The sequence below is a fragment of the Kitasatospora sp. NPDC040550 genome, from assembly GCF_055594965.1.
Genome location: NZ_JBVIWC010000003.1, coordinates 475,452 through 491,281, shown reverse-complemented (window position 1 = coordinate 491,281; position 15,830 = coordinate 475,452). Strand labels below are relative to the sequence as shown.

General features: G+C 72.3%; 14 protein-coding genes. 7 read left to right on the top strand and 7 right to left on the bottom strand.

Annotated elements, in window-relative coordinates:
• Positions 1–208: 208 nt before the first annotated feature.
• On the bottom strand, positions 209–1,660 hold the full coding sequence (locus tag ACZ58X_RS07525; RefSeq protein WP_470332703.1) for an NAD(P)H-quinone dehydrogenase: 1,452 nt from the start codon (positions 1,658–1,660) through the stop codon (positions 209–211).
• Between the two features lie 96 nt (positions 1,661–1,756).
• Here ACZ58X_RS07525 and ACZ58X_RS07520 point away from each other — a divergent pair, with 96 nt between their 5' ends.
• From ACZ58X_RS07520 to ACZ58X_RS07510, 3 genes are all read left to right on the top strand, one after another.
• Positions 1,757–2,194 carry a gamma-glutamylcyclotransferase family protein gene (locus ACZ58X_RS07520; protein ID WP_350503464.1) on the top strand — a complete coding sequence of 146 codons (438 nt, stop codon included), beginning with the start codon at positions 1,757–1,759 and terminating at the stop codon, positions 2,192–2,194.
• Positions 2,195–2,340: 146 nt separating this feature from the next.
• Positions 2,341–3,162: a purine-nucleoside phosphorylase gene (locus ACZ58X_RS07515; RefSeq protein WP_470332702.1), complete on the top strand. Its 822-nt coding sequence runs from the start codon at positions 2,341–2,343 to the stop codon at positions 3,160–3,162.
• Between the two features lie 163 nt (positions 3,163–3,325).
• Positions 3,326–5,050, top strand: a complete 1,725-nt coding sequence (locus tag ACZ58X_RS07510) for a phospho-sugar mutase (RefSeq protein ID WP_470332701.1) — start codon at positions 3,326–3,328, stop codon at positions 5,048–5,050.
• 67 nt (positions 5,051–5,117) lie between these two features.
• Here ACZ58X_RS07510 and solA read toward each other — a convergent pair whose 3' ends face one another.
• The 5 genes from solA to ACZ58X_RS07485 form a co-directional block, all read right to left on the bottom strand.
• Complete coding sequence (gene solA, locus ACZ58X_RS07505) at positions 5,118–6,278, bottom strand: N-methyl-L-tryptophan oxidase (protein ID WP_470332700.1); 1,161 nt, start codon at positions 6,276–6,278, stop codon at positions 5,118–5,120.
• Complete coding sequence (locus tag ACZ58X_RS07500) at positions 6,275–7,219, bottom strand: EamA family transporter (protein WP_470332699.1); 945 nt, start codon at positions 7,217–7,219, stop codon at positions 6,275–6,277. The genes solA and ACZ58X_RS07500 overlap by 4 nt, the downstream gene beginning before the upstream one ends.
• Positions 7,212–8,078 (bottom strand): methyltransferase, encoded by an 867-nt coding sequence (locus ACZ58X_RS07495; protein WP_470332698.1) that lies wholly within the window; start codon positions 8,076–8,078, stop codon positions 7,212–7,214. The genes ACZ58X_RS07500 and ACZ58X_RS07495 overlap by 8 nt, the downstream gene beginning before the upstream one ends.
• Before the next feature lie 94 nt (positions 8,079–8,172).
• Positions 8,173–8,973 (bottom strand): pyrroline-5-carboxylate reductase, encoded by an 801-nt coding sequence (gene proC, locus ACZ58X_RS07490; protein ID WP_470332697.1) that lies wholly within the window; start codon positions 8,971–8,973, stop codon positions 8,173–8,175.
• Between the two features lie 303 nt (positions 8,974–9,276).
• Entirely contained in the window at positions 9,277–9,957 is a 681-nt protein-coding gene (locus ACZ58X_RS07485) for a PH domain-containing protein (protein ID WP_470332696.1), read from the bottom strand.
• A 213-nt stretch (positions 9,958–10,170) separates the two neighbouring features.
• On the opposite strand from ACZ58X_RS07485, the gene deoC reads away from it, so the two are divergent.
• The 4 genes from deoC to ACZ58X_RS07465 all read left to right on the top strand — a co-directional run bounded on the left by deoC (position 10,171) and on the right by ACZ58X_RS07465 (position 14,458).
• Entirely contained in the window at positions 10,171–11,157 is a 987-nt protein-coding gene (deoC, locus tag ACZ58X_RS07480) for a deoxyribose-phosphate aldolase (RefSeq protein WP_360238036.1), read from the top strand.
• 5 nt (positions 11,158–11,162) lie between these two features.
• The gene (locus ACZ58X_RS07475) at positions 11,163–12,644 is read left to right on the top strand and encodes an aldehyde dehydrogenase family protein (protein ID WP_470332695.1); all 1,482 of its coding nucleotides are present in this window, start codon (positions 11,163–11,165) and stop codon (positions 12,642–12,644) included.
• Positions 12,637–13,566, top strand: a complete 930-nt coding sequence (locus ACZ58X_RS07470) for an aldehyde dehydrogenase family protein (RefSeq protein ID WP_470332694.1) — start codon at positions 12,637–12,639, stop codon at positions 13,564–13,566. Before ACZ58X_RS07475 ends, ACZ58X_RS07470 begins: the two co-directional genes overlap by 8 nt.
• Positions 13,567–13,819: 253 nt before the next feature.
• Positions 13,820–14,458 (top strand): ATP-binding protein, encoded by a 639-nt coding sequence (locus ACZ58X_RS07465; protein WP_470332693.1) that lies wholly within the window; start codon positions 13,820–13,822, stop codon positions 14,456–14,458.
• Positions 14,459–14,652: 194 nt separating this feature from the next.
• On the opposite strand, the gene ACZ58X_RS07460 is transcribed toward ACZ58X_RS07465, so the two are convergent.
• Complete coding sequence (locus tag ACZ58X_RS07460; protein WP_470332751.1) at positions 14,653–15,621, bottom strand: SigE family RNA polymerase sigma factor; 969 nt, start codon at positions 15,619–15,621, stop codon at positions 14,653–14,655.
• Between the last annotated feature and the right edge of the window lie 209 nt (positions 15,622–15,830).

The window sequence follows — 15,830 nt, the reverse complement described above, 5'->3', positions numbered from 1 at the left end:
TGCAAACACAGAACCGACGGTAACCTGCGTGACCGTCTGCTTTCAGGCGTTTGCAGCTGGTAGCGGGAATTGCTCACGCAAGAGCGGCGCGTGACCGTACAATACGCGCCGTCAACAACCCGGAACTGCGCCCGCCGTCCGGGTGACGATCATGCCCGCGCGAAGGGCGGCCGCCGACCGGCAGCCGCCCCAACTGTGCGCCTTGAGCTCAGGATTCGCCGCCGGCCCGCTTCCGGACGTGCAGCTGCCGGGCGGCCTCGGCGGTCGAGCCGGAGACCGACGGGTAGACGGTGAAGGCGCTGGCCACCTGTTCGACCGTCAGATTGGCGTCCACCGCGAGCGCGATCGGGTGGATCAGTTCGCTGGCCCGCGGGGCGACCACGACGCCGCCGACCACGATGCCGGTGCCCGGGCGGCAGAACAGCTTCACGAAGCCGTCCCGGATGCCCTGCATCTTCGCCCGCGGGTTGCCGCGCAGCGGCAGCTTGACCACGACGGCGTCCATCTTGCCGCACTCCACGTCGGCGGCGGTGTAGCCGACGGTGGCGATCTCCGGGTCGGTGAAGACGTTGGAGGCCACGGTCTTGAGGTTCAGCGGCTGCACCGCGTCGCCCAGCGCGTGGTACATCGCGATCCGGCCCTGCATGGCCGCCACCGAGGCGAGCATGAAGACGCCGGTGCAGTCACCGGCCGCGTACACGCCCGGGGCGCTGGTGCGGGAGACCCGGTCGACCTGGATCTGGCCCCAGTCGTTGAGCTTGACCCCGGCCTCCTCCAGACCCATCTCGGCGGTGTTGGGGATCGAGCCGACCGCCATCAGGCAGTGGGTGCCCTCGATCACCTTGCCGTCGGCGAGGGTCACCTCGACCCGGTCGCCGATCCGCTTGGCGCTCTCGGCGCGCGAGCGGCTCATCACGTTCATGCCGCGGCGGCGGAAGACCTCCTCCAGCACCTCGGCGGCGTCCGGGTCCTCGCCCGGCAGCACCCGGTCGCGGCTGGACACCAGGGTGACCTTGGAGCCGAGCGCCTGGTACGCGCCGGCGAACTCGGCACCGGTCACACCGGAACCGACCACGATCAGCTCGCGGGGCAGCTCCTCCAGGTCGTACACCTGGGTCCAGGTGAGGATCCGCTCGCCGTCCGGCTCGGCGTCCGGCAGCTCGCGCGGGTGGGCGCCGGTGGCGATCAGCACCGCGTCGGCGCGCAGCGACTGCACGCCGCCGTCGGGGGTGTCCACCAGCACCTCGCGGGAGCCGTCCACGGCCTGGCCGCCGGCGCCGAGCCGGCCGCGCCCGCGCAGCACGGTGACCCCGGCGCGGGTGACGGACTGGGTGATGTCGTGGGACTGCGCGATCGCCAGGCGCTTCACCCGGCGGTTGACCTTGCCCAGGTCCACGCCGATGACCTTGGACTCCCGCCCCTCGGCGGCGCCCTGGTCGACGGTGATGCCCAGTTCCTCGTACGAGCTGTCGAAGGTGGTCATCACCTCCGCGGTCGCGATCAGCGTCTTCGACGGCACGCAGTCCGTGAGCACCGCCGATCCGCCCAGACCGTCGCGGTCGACGACGGTCACCTCCGCGCCGAGCTGAGAGGCCACCAGGGCCGCCTCGTAGCCGCCGGGTCCGCCACCGATGATCACGATCCGAGTCACGTACCCCATTGTCCCGCACGCCGGGAGCGGCGCCACAACGGGGTCCGCGCTCGTAGCTTCGTCCACTGGCCCCGTCCCGTGGGCCGACCGGGCTACGCTGCACCCATGCCCCTTTACGCCGCGTATGCCACCAACCTCGATGCCCGGCAGATGACCCGCCGAGCCCCGCACTCCCCGCTCCGCGGCACGGGGTGGCTGGACGGCTGGCGGCTCACCTTCGGCGGCGAGCAGCTCGGCTGGGAGGGCTCGCTGGCCACCGTCGTGGAGGACGAGAAGGACCAGGTCTTCGTCTCCCTCTACGACATCGCGCCGATGGACGAGGAGGGCCTGGACCGCTGGGAGGGCGTGCAGCTCGGCATCTACCGCAAGATCAAGCTGCGGGCGCAGACCCTGGACGGCGACATCCCGGTCTGGACGTACGTGCTCAACGACTACGAGGGCGGCCTGCCCGCGGCCCGCTACCTCGGCCTGATCGCCGACGCCGCGGAGAGCGCCGGGGCCCCGCACGACTACGTGATGGAGCTGCGCCGGCGGCCGTGCTGACCGCCGGTCTTCTTTCCGTACGAATCGACGAACCCGGTCACCCGAAAGCGCCACCGAGCTGTGTTTTCGGGCCAACCGGGTAACGATCCGGCATGCCGCAGCGGATTTTCTACGCGCGTAGCCGAAAGCCGTCTATCCTCGGACCCGTGAACGCTTCTCCTCAGTCGGTCGTCTCCGCCGACCCCTACGCCGCCGCCCAGGCCGCCGCCGAGCGCCTGCGCGAGCTGACCGGTGCCGAGCGGCACGACGTCGCCCTGGTGATGGGCTCCGGCTGGGTGCCGGCCGCCGACGCCCTGGGCGAGACCGTGGCCGAGTTCCCGGTCACCGAGCTCCCGGGCTTCCCCGCCCCCGCCGTGGCCGGCCACGCCGGCAAGATCCGCTCGGTGAAGATCGGCGACAAGCGCGCCCTGATCTTCCTGGGCCGCAACCACTACTACGAGGGCCACGGCGTCGCCACCGTCGTCCACGGCGTGCGCACCGCCGCCGCGGCCGGCTGCGGGATCATCGTGCTGACCAACGGCTGTGGCGGTCTGCGCCAGGGCTGGACCCCGGGTCAGCCGGTCCTGATCAGCGACCACATCAACCTGACCGCGGACTCCCCGATCGTCGGCGCCAACTTCGTCGACCTCACCGACCTGTACTCCAAGCGCCTGCGCGCGCTGTGCCGCGAGGTCGACCCGAGCCTGGACGAGGCCGTCTACGTCCAGTTCCGCGGCCCGCACTACGAGACCCCGGCCGAGGTCAACATGGCCCGGGTGATCGGCGGCGAGCTGGTCGGCATGTCCACCACCCTGGAGGCCATCGCCGCCCGCGAGGCCGGCACCGAGGTCCTCGGCATCTCCCTGGTCACCAACCTGGCCGCCGGCATCACTGGCGAGCCGCTCAACCACGAAGAGGTCCTGGAGGCCGGCAAGGCCTCGGCCGAGCGCATGGGCGAGCTGCTGGCGAAGGTCCTGGAGCGGATCTGACGCCTGCCGGGCGCAGAATCATGAACGACGGGGCCCACGGGCGGCGTGATCCGCTGATCACGCCATCCCGGGGGCCCCGTCCGCATGTGCACACCTCTTCTCCCTTTCGCGTGGAACCCTCCGGCCGTCACCCGACGCACTTCCCGATGGAGCAGGCAAGAACATGACGCAGGCACTCAACCCCGATCTCCTCGCCCGGGCCCGCACCTGGCTGGCCGAGGACCCCGACCCGCAGACCCGCGAGGAGCTCGCCGCCCTGCTCGCCCGGGCCGAGGGCGCGGAGGCCCAGGAGGACAACACGGTCGCCTGGGCCGAGCTCGCCGAGCGCTTCTCCGACCGCCTCCAGTTCGGCACCGCCGGCCTGCGCGGCGAGCTCGGCGCGGGCCCGATGCGGATGAACCGCGCCGTGGTGATCCGGGCCGCCGCCGGCCTGGTCGCGTACGTGCGGAAGCAGGGCCTCGGCGACCTCGTGGTGATCGGCTACGACGCCCGGTACAAGTCCTACGACTTCGCCCGGGACACCGCCGCCGTGGTGGTCGCCGCCGGTCTGCGCGCCGCGCTGCTGCCGCGCCCGCTGCCGACCCCGGTGCTCGCCTTCGCCGTCCGCCACCTGGGCGCGGCCGCCGGCGTGACCGTCACCGCCAGCCACAACCCGCCGCAGGACAACGGCTACAAGGTCTACCTGGGCGACGGCTCGCAGATCGTCCCGCCGGCCGACGCCGGGATCGCCGCCGAGATCGACGCCATCGGCTCGCTGGACGACGTCCCGCGCGCCGGGGAGGGCTGGGAGGTGCTCGGCGAGGACGTCGTCGAGGCCTACCTGACCCGGGCCGTCTCGATCGTCGACGCGCACAGCCCGCGCGAGCTGGACGTGGTCTACACCCCGATGCACGGCGTCGGCCGCGACACCCTGGTCGCCGCCTTCCGCCGGGCCGGCTTCCCCGCGCCGACCGTGGTCGCCGAGCAGGCCGAGCCCGACCCGGACTTCCCGACCGTGGCCTTCCCCAACCCGGAGGAGCCGGGGGCGATGGACCTCGCCTTCCGCACCGCCGCCGCGGTCGGCCCGGACATCGTGATCGCCAACGACCCGGACGCCGACCGCTGCGCGGTGGCCGTCCCGGTCAACGGCAACGCCGTGGGCAGCGGCAACGGCACCTCCGGCTGGCGGATGCTGCGCGGCGACGAGGTCGGCGCGCTGCTGGGCTCCGCGCTGGTCGCGAAGAAGGCCGAGGGCACCTTCGCCACCACCATCGTCTCCGCCACCCTGCTCGGCCGGATCGCCGAGGCCGCCGGCCTGGGCTACGCCGAGACGCTGACCGGCTTCAAGTGGATCTCCCGCGCCGAGGGCCTGCGCTACGGCTACGAGGAGGCGCTCGGCTACTGCGTCGACCCGGAGGGCGTCCGGGACAAGGACGGCATCACCGCCGCCCTGCTGGTCGCCGAGCTGGCCGCGACGCTCAAGAGGTCCGGCCGCACGCTGACCGACCTGCTGGACGACCTGGCGCTGGAGCACGGCCTGCACGCCACCGACCAGCTGTCCGTCCGGGTGCAGGACCTCTCGCTGATCGCCGACGCCATGCGCCGGCTGCGCGAGCAGCCGCCGACCGTCCTGGCCGGGCTGACCGTCACCCGCGCCGACGACCTCTCGGCCGGCTCCGCCGAGCTGCCGCCCACCGACGGCCTGCGCTACTACCTGGCCGGAGAGACCGTGCGCTCGGCCCGGATCGTGGTCCGCCCGTCGGGCACCGAGCCCAAGCTCAAGTGCTACCTGGAGGTCGTCCTCCCGGTCGGCAGCGCGGCCGACCTGGCCGCCGCCCGGGAGCGGGCCGCCGGGCTGCTCGCCGACATCAAGCGGGACCTCGGCGCGGCCGCCGGCATCTCCGCCTGACCCCGCTGCGCCCGTGCCTCCCCGCCCCCGAGGGGGTGGGGAGGCACGGGCGCGTCCGGGGTGGACGTCAGCGGTCGCCGGCCGCTCCCGCGCCGAACCGGTCGCCCGCGAAGGGCGCCAGGTCGATGTCGAGGGGTTCGCCCAGCGCCAGGGCGGCCGCGCAGTCGCCCACCGCGGGGGCGAACTTGAACCCGTGCCCCGAGCAGGCCGAGGTGTGGACGATCCGCGGGTCCGCCGGCGAGCGGTCGATGATGAAGCTGCCGTCCGGGGTCAGGGTGTAGTAGCAGTAACGCGCCCGGGGCGCCTCCGGCTGGACGCCGGTGAAGATCCGGGCCACCATGCGGGCCATCTCCTCCCGCTCCTCCGGGGAGACCTCGCGGCGTGCCAGGTCCGTCGGGTCCCCAGGGACCTGCTGGCGGTTGTGGAAGCCGATCTTGACCTCGCGGCCGCCCTCACCCCATTCGGGCACGCCGTAGACGACCTGCCCGTCGGCGCTCTCGTACAGGAAGGCGGGGAAGCCCTCGGTGCCCAGCTTCGGGTCCGCCCGGAACCAGTAGACCGGGACCCGCATCGGGCTCAGGTGCCGCGCCGGGGACGGCGTGAGGGGCCCCTTCATCCAGGGACCGGTCGCGACGACGACGGCGTCGCAGGAGAGCGTCCCGCCGGAGCGCAGCCGTACGGTCACGCCACTGGCGGCCGACCGCAGGTCCACCACCTCCTCGCCGAAGCGGATCGAGGCCCCCCGGCGGACCGCCTCGTCGATCATCGCCAGGCGGGCGCGGTTGGCCAGGACGGTGTAGGCACCGGGTTCGTACAGCGCCTTCATGTCGCTCCCGACGCCGAACCACGGGAAGCGCCCGTTGAGCTGCTCGGCGTTCCAGACCTCGTGCGCGATGCCGCCGGTCTCCGCGGTCCGCCGGCTGAGGTCCACCACACCGCTGGACTCGGCCCCGACAAAGACTCCGCCGGTGCGCATCAGCAGGGTGTCCCCGTACGCGTCCTCCAGGTCCGTCCACCGCTCGTGGGCGCGCTCCAGCAGGGGGAGGTAGTCGGTCCCCTCCCAGTAGGCCCGGCGGAAGATCCGGGTCTCGCCGTGGGAGGAGCCGAACCGGTGCGTCGGGCCGTGGGCGTCGACGGCGAGCACCCGCGCGCCGCGTTCGGCCAGTGCCTGCGCCGCCGCCGCGCCGAACACCCCGAGGCCGATGACCAGTACGTCGCCCGTTCTCACAGCCGTACCCCCTTCTCGACCGGTGCCGCGACCGGCCCGGACTGCGGACGCGCCCTGCGGACGCGCAGCGCCGATTCGATGACGATGGAGACCAGTGACAGCCAGACCACGGCGAAGCAGATCAGCGTGTTGGCGGACGGCCGCTGGTGGTACCAGACCAGCGCGACGACGAGCTGCGTGGTCGGCAGCACGTACTGCATGAACCCGGTCGCGGTCAGGCTGACCTTCTTCGCGCCGAAGGCGATCAGCCACAGCGGCGTGACGGAGACCAGGCCGCACACCGCGAGCAGCACGAAGTCCGTGTGCCCCGCGGTCGGCCCCGGGTCGAGCGAGTAGCCCGTGGTGAGGACGGCGATCCCGATGCCGAGCGCCAGCAGGGCCGTCTCCAGGGTCAGCCCGGTGACCGGGTCGGCGGTGGTGAGCTTCTTCAGGAAGGTGTACACCCCCCAGGTCAGACCGATCGTGACGTACACCCACCACTCGAGTTCGGTGCTGCGCACGATGAGCAGCACCACGCCCAGCAGGCACAGGCCGAGCGCGACGCGGCGCAGCCGGCCGAGCGGTTCGCCCATCACCAGCGTCCCGAGGACGACGGTGACCGCCGGGGCGATGAGGTAGCCGAGGCCGGTCTCGATGACCCGACCGTGGATCGAACCCCAGATGAACGTGAGCCAGTTGATGCAGACCAGCACCGCCGCGGTCAGGTGCACCGCCACCAGCCTCGGGGTGGCGGCCGTGCGGGCCGCGGCCCGGAACCGCCCCAGCAGTGCGAGCGCGGCGCACAGCGTCACCAGCGACACCAGGATGCGGTAGCCGAGCAGCGTCACCGGCGGCACGTGCGCCAGGGCCCGCCAGAACAGCGAGGACGAGCCGAGGATGACGTTCGCGACCGCGATCGCGGCCAGGCCCGCCGGAGCACCCCGGCCGCGCACGCTACCCATCTGCCCGCCTCTCCCCCCGGCGGGCCAGGCGGCATTCGACGATCTCGTACGACCAGTAGAGGGTCCCGTCGCCGGCGATGCTGAAGGCCGCGCCGTGGTGCTCCTTCCAGTGGTGGAACTCCCGGGTGAGGACCTGTCTGGAGGCGTGCCACTCCCTGGTGTACAGGAACAGCGGGAAGCTGTGCCGTTCGATCAGCCGGAACTCCAGTGGGCCGGCGCTGCCCGCCGGCCCGCCGAGTCGGCGGAGCACGTCCTGGATGCCCGTCATGGAGTTGAGGCCGATGACGGCGCGCCCGGTGTCGGTCAGGTGGTCCGGGAGGTCGCGCAGGAAGCCGAGGAGGACCTCCTCCCCGGAGAACATGGCCGACAGTTCGAGGTCGGCGAGCCCCTGCTGCCGCAGTTCGCGCCGGCAGTCCGCGGACGGGGTGCGCCAGCCGGGCGGGTTGAAGACGACGAGGTCGAACCTGCGGTCCGCGGCCGGGCTCTGGAACAGGCTGCCCGCGTCGAACCGGACGATCTGGTCGCCGAAGTTGAGCTGCTCGTTCTCCGCGGCGGTCTTCAACGCGGGGATCGACACGTCCGTCGCCACGATGTCGCGGGCGCCCAGGCTGCGCAGCAGCAGGGCCAGGGCCCCGCTGCCGGTGCCCATGTCGAGGACCGAACCGCCCAGGACGGACCGGTCGAGGGTGCGCACCAGGACGTCGCCGAGGCTCAGCCCGGCGGGGCTGACCTTGAACACGCCTTGGCGGTCCTGCAGTCGGAGGCTGTGCCCGAGCCCGAAGTAGACCTCGTAGAAGTCCTCGGAATGCACCGCCGCGGTTCTGTCGCCGGGATTGTGCTGCCGGATCACGCCCAGCATGATGCCCCCTCTAATGGAATTTTCGGTCGAGTTCTCGGCCGGGTCCCCGGCCGAACCCCATTCACCGGGGTGGCGGCCGTCGTGGCACGCGTATTCACCTACCGATGCCGCCCAGTTCACGCGACCGGTCGGCGGACCGGGTCAAACCCCCCACGAGCACCTCCTGGAGCCCCAGCTCCTGGAAATGGAAGATTCCCTGCTCGGTCGTTCCCCCCGGGGTCATGACCTGCCGACAGAGCTCCTCGGGAGAGTGCTCGGTCGAATCCAGGAGTTCCGCGGTGCCGCGCAATACCTGGGTGGTCATCGACCGGGCCTGCGCGTGGTCGAATCCGGCGGTGACGGCGAAGTCGATGAACGCCCCGGCGATGTGCGCGACGAAGGCCGGCCCGCCGCCGCAGAGCGCGGTGGCGTCGTCGATGAGGGCCTCGTCGCGCACGGTGAGGGCCCGGCCGATCGACGACAGCAGCCGTTCCGCCGTCCGCACGTCGTCCTCCGACACCGTGGCGCCGGGGCACAGCACGGTCATGCCCTGTGCGACCTCGGACGGCGTGTTGGGAATCGCCCGGACGACGCGGTCGGTGCGCAGCAGCGCCGTCATGGCCGCGATGCTCACCCCGGCCATCACGGAGATGACCAGGGCTCCCTCGAACGCGCCCGGTTCCTGGTCGGCCGCGAACCCCTCGAAGGCCTGCGGCTGGATGGCCAGGACGACGGCGTCCCCGGGCCGCGGGCGGTACCGGACGACGGGTTCCAGGCCGAATTCCGCGCGCACCAGGCGCGCCCGGGATTCGGCCGTCTCCACGATTTCGAGCGGAAGGTCCGGAGTTTTCCTCAGGAGTCCGGAAATGATCGCGGCGCCCATGTGCCCGGCTCCGATGACGACGACCCGGTCCACGCCGGTCGGCAGACTTTCCCCACTGGTCACATTTCCCCCACTGTCAACGGGCGTCACGTCTGGACGCACCAAGCGACGGTCATCACGAATGTGCCTTTTCGGAAGCTTCACAACACCCGCGCCAGCCTATTTATGTGATCTTGGACCGACAAGTGACCAAAGGTGGATGGACCGGACACGTTTTGCGACCGTACAGAACCCATTCGACGGACGGGCCGCCCCGCCGCCCCGCCCCGCGCCGCACCTGCCCCAACGCGAAGGAGCCCGCCGTTTCCGGCGGGCTCCTGCGTGGTGCGGTCGTCGTCAGACCGCGATCACCGTGATCAGCGCGACCAGGCCGAGCAGCGCCGGGGCGATCACCCACCAGCACCAGCGGACCACCACCGGGCCGGCGGCGTCGGGTCGGCGGCCGTTGCGCTCGGCCATTCCCTGGAGGACGTCGGTCACCTGGTCGGACCAGGCCCGGGTGGGGTCCGAGGACCCCTGGACGACCGGGTTGGTCCGGGCGGCGAGGCCCAGCCCCAGGCCCGTCCGGGAGGCGTGCTCGGCGTTGCCGCGGCTCAGGGCCCGGTTGGCCCGCTTGCGCTGGCGCAGCGACACCGGGACGGCCCACACCTGGTACTTCTTCTCGCCGGACAGCAGCTCGACCGAGTACCCGGCCCGCAGCGCGTCGACCGAGGCCCACGGAACGGTGATGGTGCGCCAGGGATTGCGGACGACCAGGCGCCGGCTGTCGGCGAACACCGCCGGGCGCAGCGTGTAGGCGATCACCGGGAAGGCGAACACCGGCAGCGCCGCGAGCGCGACGTACGGGGTCCTGCCGGTGCCGGTCACCGCCGCGTCGCCGATCAGCCAGGCGGCGACGGCGAGCAGGAACACTCCGGAGATCACGCCGGGGACGGAGCGGTACACGCGGTCCGCGTACTCGGATTCCCCGTCGGGGGCGGCCGGGCCCTGGTGGGGCTTGCCGTCGGATTCGGTCATGGCGTCGATTCTGCCCCATGCACCCCTCACCAGCGGGTCTCGGTCCGGCCACGAATGACGCCCCGGCCGGCACCCTCGAAGGCGGCCACACCCCGACCGGGCCGCGCCGGGCGGCCCCGCGGGCCCGAGGTCTCGGTCCGGCCACGAAAGGCCGCCGGAAAGGTGGCCGCTCTAGCGGTCGGCTACGCGCGTAGATATGCTGGTCTGGTGACTATGTCCACTGTTGCAGCCAATGCCCCCGGCGTTGCGGGCAGCGGCCTCGCGGACGTTGCGGCGTCCGAGGCCTCGCTCCGCCGCTTCCTGCACGGCCTGCCCGGCGTCGACCAGGTCGGCCTCGAAGCCCGCGCCGCGTCCCTCGGGACCCGCTCGATCAAGACCACGGCGAAGGCCCGCGCCATCGACCTGGCGATCTCCATGATCGACCTGACCACGCTGGAGGGCGCGGACACGGTCGGCAAGGTGCGCGCACTGTGCGCCAAGGGCAGGACCCCCGACCCGACCGACCCGACCACCCCGCGCGTCGCCGCCATCTGTGTCTACCCGGACATGGTCGCCACCGCGAAGGACGCCCTCCGGGGCACCGACATCCAGGTCGCCTCGGTGGCCACCGCCTTCCCGGCCGGCCGCGCCGCCCTCCCGGTCAAGCTCGCCGACACCGCCGACGCGGTCGCCGCGGGCGCCGACGAGATCGACATGGTGATCGACCGGGGCGCCTTCCTCTCCGGCCGCTACTTCGACGTCTTCAACGAGATCGTCGCCGTCAAGGAGGCGTGCAAGCGCGCCGACGGCAGCTACGCCCACCTCAAGGTGATCTTCGAGACCGGCGAGCTGCAGACCTACGACAACGTCCGCCGGGTCTCCTGGCTGGCGATGCTGGCCGGCGCCGACTTCATCAAGACCTCCACCGGCAAGGTCACCGTCAACGCGACCCCGCCGGTCACCCTGCTGATGCTGGAGGCGGTCCGCGACTTCCGCGCCGCCACCGGCGTCCAGGTCGGCGTGAAGCCGGCCGGTGGCATCAAGACCACCAAGGACGCCATGAAGTACCTGGTGATGGTCAACGAGACGCTCGGCGACGACTGGCTGACCCCGCACTGGTTCCGCTTCGGCGCCTCCAGCCTGCTCAACGACCTGCTGATGCAGCGCCAGAAGCTCGCCACCGGCCGCTACTCCGGCCCCGACTACGTGACGGTGGACTGATCACCATGGCCAAGAAGAAGAACATCGAGGAGCCCGCGGCCACGCCGGCCGGAGGCCTCTTCACCTACGCCCCGGCCCCGGAGTCCCCCGCCGCCGCCGGCGACATCGCGACCTCGTACGGCCACTTCATCGGCGGCGAGTTCGTCGACTCCTCCGGCAGCGAGGCCCTCAAGACGGTCAACCCGGCCACCGAGCAGGTGCTCGCCGAGTTCGCCCAGGGCACCGACGAGGACGTGGACCGCGCCGTCGCCGCCGCCCGCAAGGCCTTCGCCGACTGGTCGGCGCTGCCGGGCAGCGAGCGCGCCAAGTACCTGTTCCGGATCGCCCGGATCATCCAGGAGCGCGCCCGCGAGCTGGCCGTGCTGGAGTCGATGGACAACGGCAAGCCGATCCGCGAGACCCGCGACTTCGACATCCCGACCGTCGCCGCCTGGTTCTTCTACTACGCGGGCTGGGCGGACAAGCTGGACTACGCCGGCTACGGCGCCAACCCGCGCCCGCTGGGCGTGGCCGGCCAGGTCATCCCGTGGAACTTCCCGCTGATGATGCTGGCGTGGAAGATCGCGCCCGCGCTGGCGACCGGCAACACCGTCGTCCTCAAGCCGGCCGAGACCACCCCGCTGACCGCGCTGCGCTTCGCCGAGATCTGCCGCCAGGCCGGTCTGCCGAAGGGCGTCGTCAACATCGTCACCGGCGACGGCCGCACCGGCGCCGCGCTCACCGCGCACCCGGACGTCAACAAGGTCGCCTTCACCGGCTCCACCCCGGTCGGCCGGGCGATCGCCAAGCAGCTGGCCGGCAGCCGCAAGAAGCTGTCGCTGGAGCTGGGCGGCAAGGCCGCCAACATCGTCTTCGACGACGCGCCGATCGACCAGGCGGTCGAGGGCATCGTCAACGGCATCTTCTTCAACCAGGGCCACGTCTGCTGCGCCGGCTCCCGCCTGCTGGTCCAGGAGTCGATCCAGGACGAGCTGCTGGACGCCCTCAAGCGCCGGATGGGCACCCTGCGGGTCGGCGACCCGCTGGACAAGAACACCGACATCGGCGCGATCAACTCGGCCGCCCAGCTGGCCCGGATCACCGAGCTGACCGCGGCCGGCGAGGCCGAGGGCGCCGAGCGCTGGTCGCCGGAGTGCGAACTCCCGGGCACCGGCTTCTGGTTCAGGCCGACCCTGTTCACCGGCGTCAGCCAGGCCCACCGGATCGCCCAGGAGGAGATCTTCGGCCCGGTCCTGTCGGTGCTGACCTTCCGCACCCCCGACGAGGCGGTCCAGAAGGCCAACAACACCCCGTACGGCCTCTCCGCCGGCATCTGGACGGAGAAGGGCTCGCGCATCCTCTGGACGGCCAACCGGCTCAAGGCGGGTGTGGTCTGGGCCAACACCTTCAACAAGTTCGACCCGACCTCGCCGTTCGGCGGTTTCAAGGAGTCGGGTTACGGCCGCGAGGGTGGCCGCCACGGTCTGGAGGCCTACCTCGATGTCTGACACGACCTTCGCGCGTCTTGACGTCCTCAAGACCTACAAGCTGTACGTCGGCGGGAAGTTCCCGCGCTCCGAGAGCGGACGGGTGTACGAGGTGACCAAGGCGACATCTGCCGCTGACGCGGCGGGGAAGCGCGAGTGGCTCGCCAACGCCCCGCTGGGCACCCGCAAGGACACCCGGGACGCCGTCCTGGCCGCCCGCGCGGCGGTCAAGGGCTGGGCCGGCACCACCGCGTACAACCGCGGCCAGGTGCTGTACCGGGTGGCCGAGATGCTGCAGGGCCGGCGCGAGCAGTTCGCCGCCGAGGTGGCCGTCTCCGAGGGCATCGGCCCCAAGAAGGCCGCCGCGCTGGTGGACGCCGCGATCGACCGCTGGGTCTGGTACGCGGGCTGGACGGACAAGGTCGCCCAGATCGCGGGCGGCGCCAACCCGGTCGCCGGGCCGTACTTCAACCTCTCCACCCCGGAGCCGACCGGCGTGGTCGGGATCGTCGCCCCGCAGGCCGGGTACGGGCACTCGCTGCTCGGCCTGGTCTCGGTGATCGCCCCGGCGATCGCCACCGGCAACACGGTCGTGGTCGCGGCCGCCGCGGACGCCCCGCTGCCCGCGCTGTCGCTGGGCGAGGTGCTGGCCACCTCGGACGTCCCCGGCGGCGTGGTCAACATCATCTCGGGCCGGACCGCGGACATCGCCCCCACCCTGGCCTCGCACCAGGACGTCAACGCGCTGGACCTCACCGGCGCCGTCGCCGCCGACGGCCCCGGCGCGGCGACCGCCCTGGAGGCCGCCGCCGCCGATACCCTGAAGCGGGTGGTCCGTCCGGAGCTGGACCCGTTCGCCCAGGACTGGACGGATGCGCCCGGTACCGACCGGCTACTCTCCTTCCTGGAGACGAAGACGGTCTGGCACCCGATGGGGATCTGACCCTCCGTCGGACCCGCGTCACAACTCCACAGACTGGCCGTCCCCAGTGCCCTCTCCCCCCCAGGGCCCGGACGGTCATTGGACGGACCCGCACCTCTCCCCCCCTGGTGCGGGTCCGTCGACTTTCGTCACCGCCCGCGCCGGCCCCGACTTCCGGACGGCGTGACCGGAGGGCGAGACCGGACGGCGAGACCGGAAGGTGTGATGCAGAACGGTTTCGGCAACCGGCCGGGATGCGTCAGACTGGTGTCCCGTGAGTGACTCCCCCATGAATCCCGTCCCGACGGCCCACGCCCGGGTGATCCTGCTCTCCGGGCCCTCCGGATCGGGGAAGTCCTCGCTGGCCGAACGCAGCGGCCTCCCGGTGCTCCAGCTGGACGACTTCTACAAGGACGGGGACGACCCCACCCTCCCCCGGCTGCCCGACGGCGCCGTGGACTGGGACTCCCCGCTCGCCTGGCACCGCGACCAGGCCGTCGCCGCCATCCGCGCGCTGTACGAGCACGGGCGCACCGAGGTGCCGGTGTACTCGATCCCGGACAACGGCCGGATCTCCACCCGCGCCCTGGACCTGGACGGCGCCACCGCGTTCATCGCCGAGGGCATCTTCGCCGCCGAGATCGTCACCGAGTGCACCGCCGAGGGGCTGCTCGGCGACGCCCTGTGCCTGCGCAACGGCGCGCTCACCACGGCCTGGCGCCGACTGCGCCGGGACGTCCGGGAGGGCCGCAAGTCGCTGCCGGTGCTGCTGCGCCGGGGCTTCCGGCTGATGCGGGCCGAGCGGGCCATCGTCGGACGGCAGGTCGAGCTGGGCTCGTACCCGTGCGCCGGGGCGGAGGCCGCGCGGCGGGTCCGCGCGGCGGCCGGGCCGCGGGAGCTGTCCGCGGTCTGAGCCGATCCGCTCCCCCCGCGAACGCACACGACGACGGGCCCGGTGCGTCTCCCCCGCACCGGGCCCGTCGCCCACCGAACGGCTTCGGCTCCCCACGAGCACCGCTCCCCCGAGCCGGTGCCCCCGAACCGCAACCGTCCGCTACCCGTCCCCCGACGGGAGTCCTGTCCCCTGCGCTCCCCCGCCCGCCGCCGCTAGGCGACCAGCTCGCCGAACGCCCGGACGGTGTCGCCCGACTTGTTCAGGTGCTCGTCGTCGCGCAGCCGGCGCAGCGCGCGCCAGATGCTGCTCTTGACCGTGCCGACGCTGATCCCCAGCACGTCGGCGATCTCCGGGTCGGTCTTGCCCTCGTAGTACCGCAGCACCAGCATGGTCCGCTGGTTCTCCGGCAGCTTCGCCAGCGCCTGCCAGAGCACGGTGCGCAGCTCGGTGCCGCCCATCGCGTCGGTATCGCCGGCCGTCTCCGGCAGCTCCTCGGTCGGGTACTCGTTGACCTTGCGGCGCCGCCAGGCGGAGATGTGCAGGTTGGTCATGGTGCGGCGGAGGTAGCCCCCGACCGCGGCCTTGTCGGTGATCCGGCCCCAGGCCCGGTAGGTGCTGAAAAGCGCGCTCTGCAGCAGGTCCTCGGCCTCGTAGCGGTCACCGGTGAGGTGGTACGCCGTGGCGTACAGGGAGGCGCGGCGCTCGCGCACGTACGCGGTGAACTCCGTGATGTGGTCCTCCGCGACGGCCGGGTGCTCCCCCTGCGCGTCTCCCTGTCCCGCCTCGGTGGTGCGGGCCGCCGCGGGGTTCAGCCGCAGCAGCGTCGCACCGGCGGCCTCGCGACCGGCCGGCTCCCCCGAGCCGACCGTGCGCAGACCGTTCTTCCTCTGGTCGCCCCCCCGGGCGTCCGTGCCCTCGACGCGGACGGGGAGGATCCCCCGCAGCGTGAGGGTGTTGCCGGAGTCGACCGCACTCCCCAGTCGGCCGATCCCGTACAGCTCCCCCGTCCTGCCGCCGCCGCTCACCCGGCGGGCGACAGGGTTTCCACCGGTGCTGTGCGCGCATCCCCGTACGGTCACGGCACCGGAGTTCTCGTCGGTCCTGATCTCGTACCGGGTCCGGTGGGTGGTCGCTGAGGAACGCGCGGTGCGGACAGCCGGGTTGGTCCGGGTCTGAAGCATGGCGTTCATCGTGCGCCCCCTTGGTTCGGTACGAGCGGTTCCTGTTGCCGCCCTCCAGCCGGCCCTTGCGGCCCGCTGTCCTGCGGCGACATGGAAAATCCTGCCCGCCGGTTGTGATGGCGCTGTCCGCCGACTGTCACAGGGGTGTCACAGGGCCGGGCCCTTCGACCCGTGCCTCCTCCCGCCGTTCCGGACGCCGGTGGCCGTCC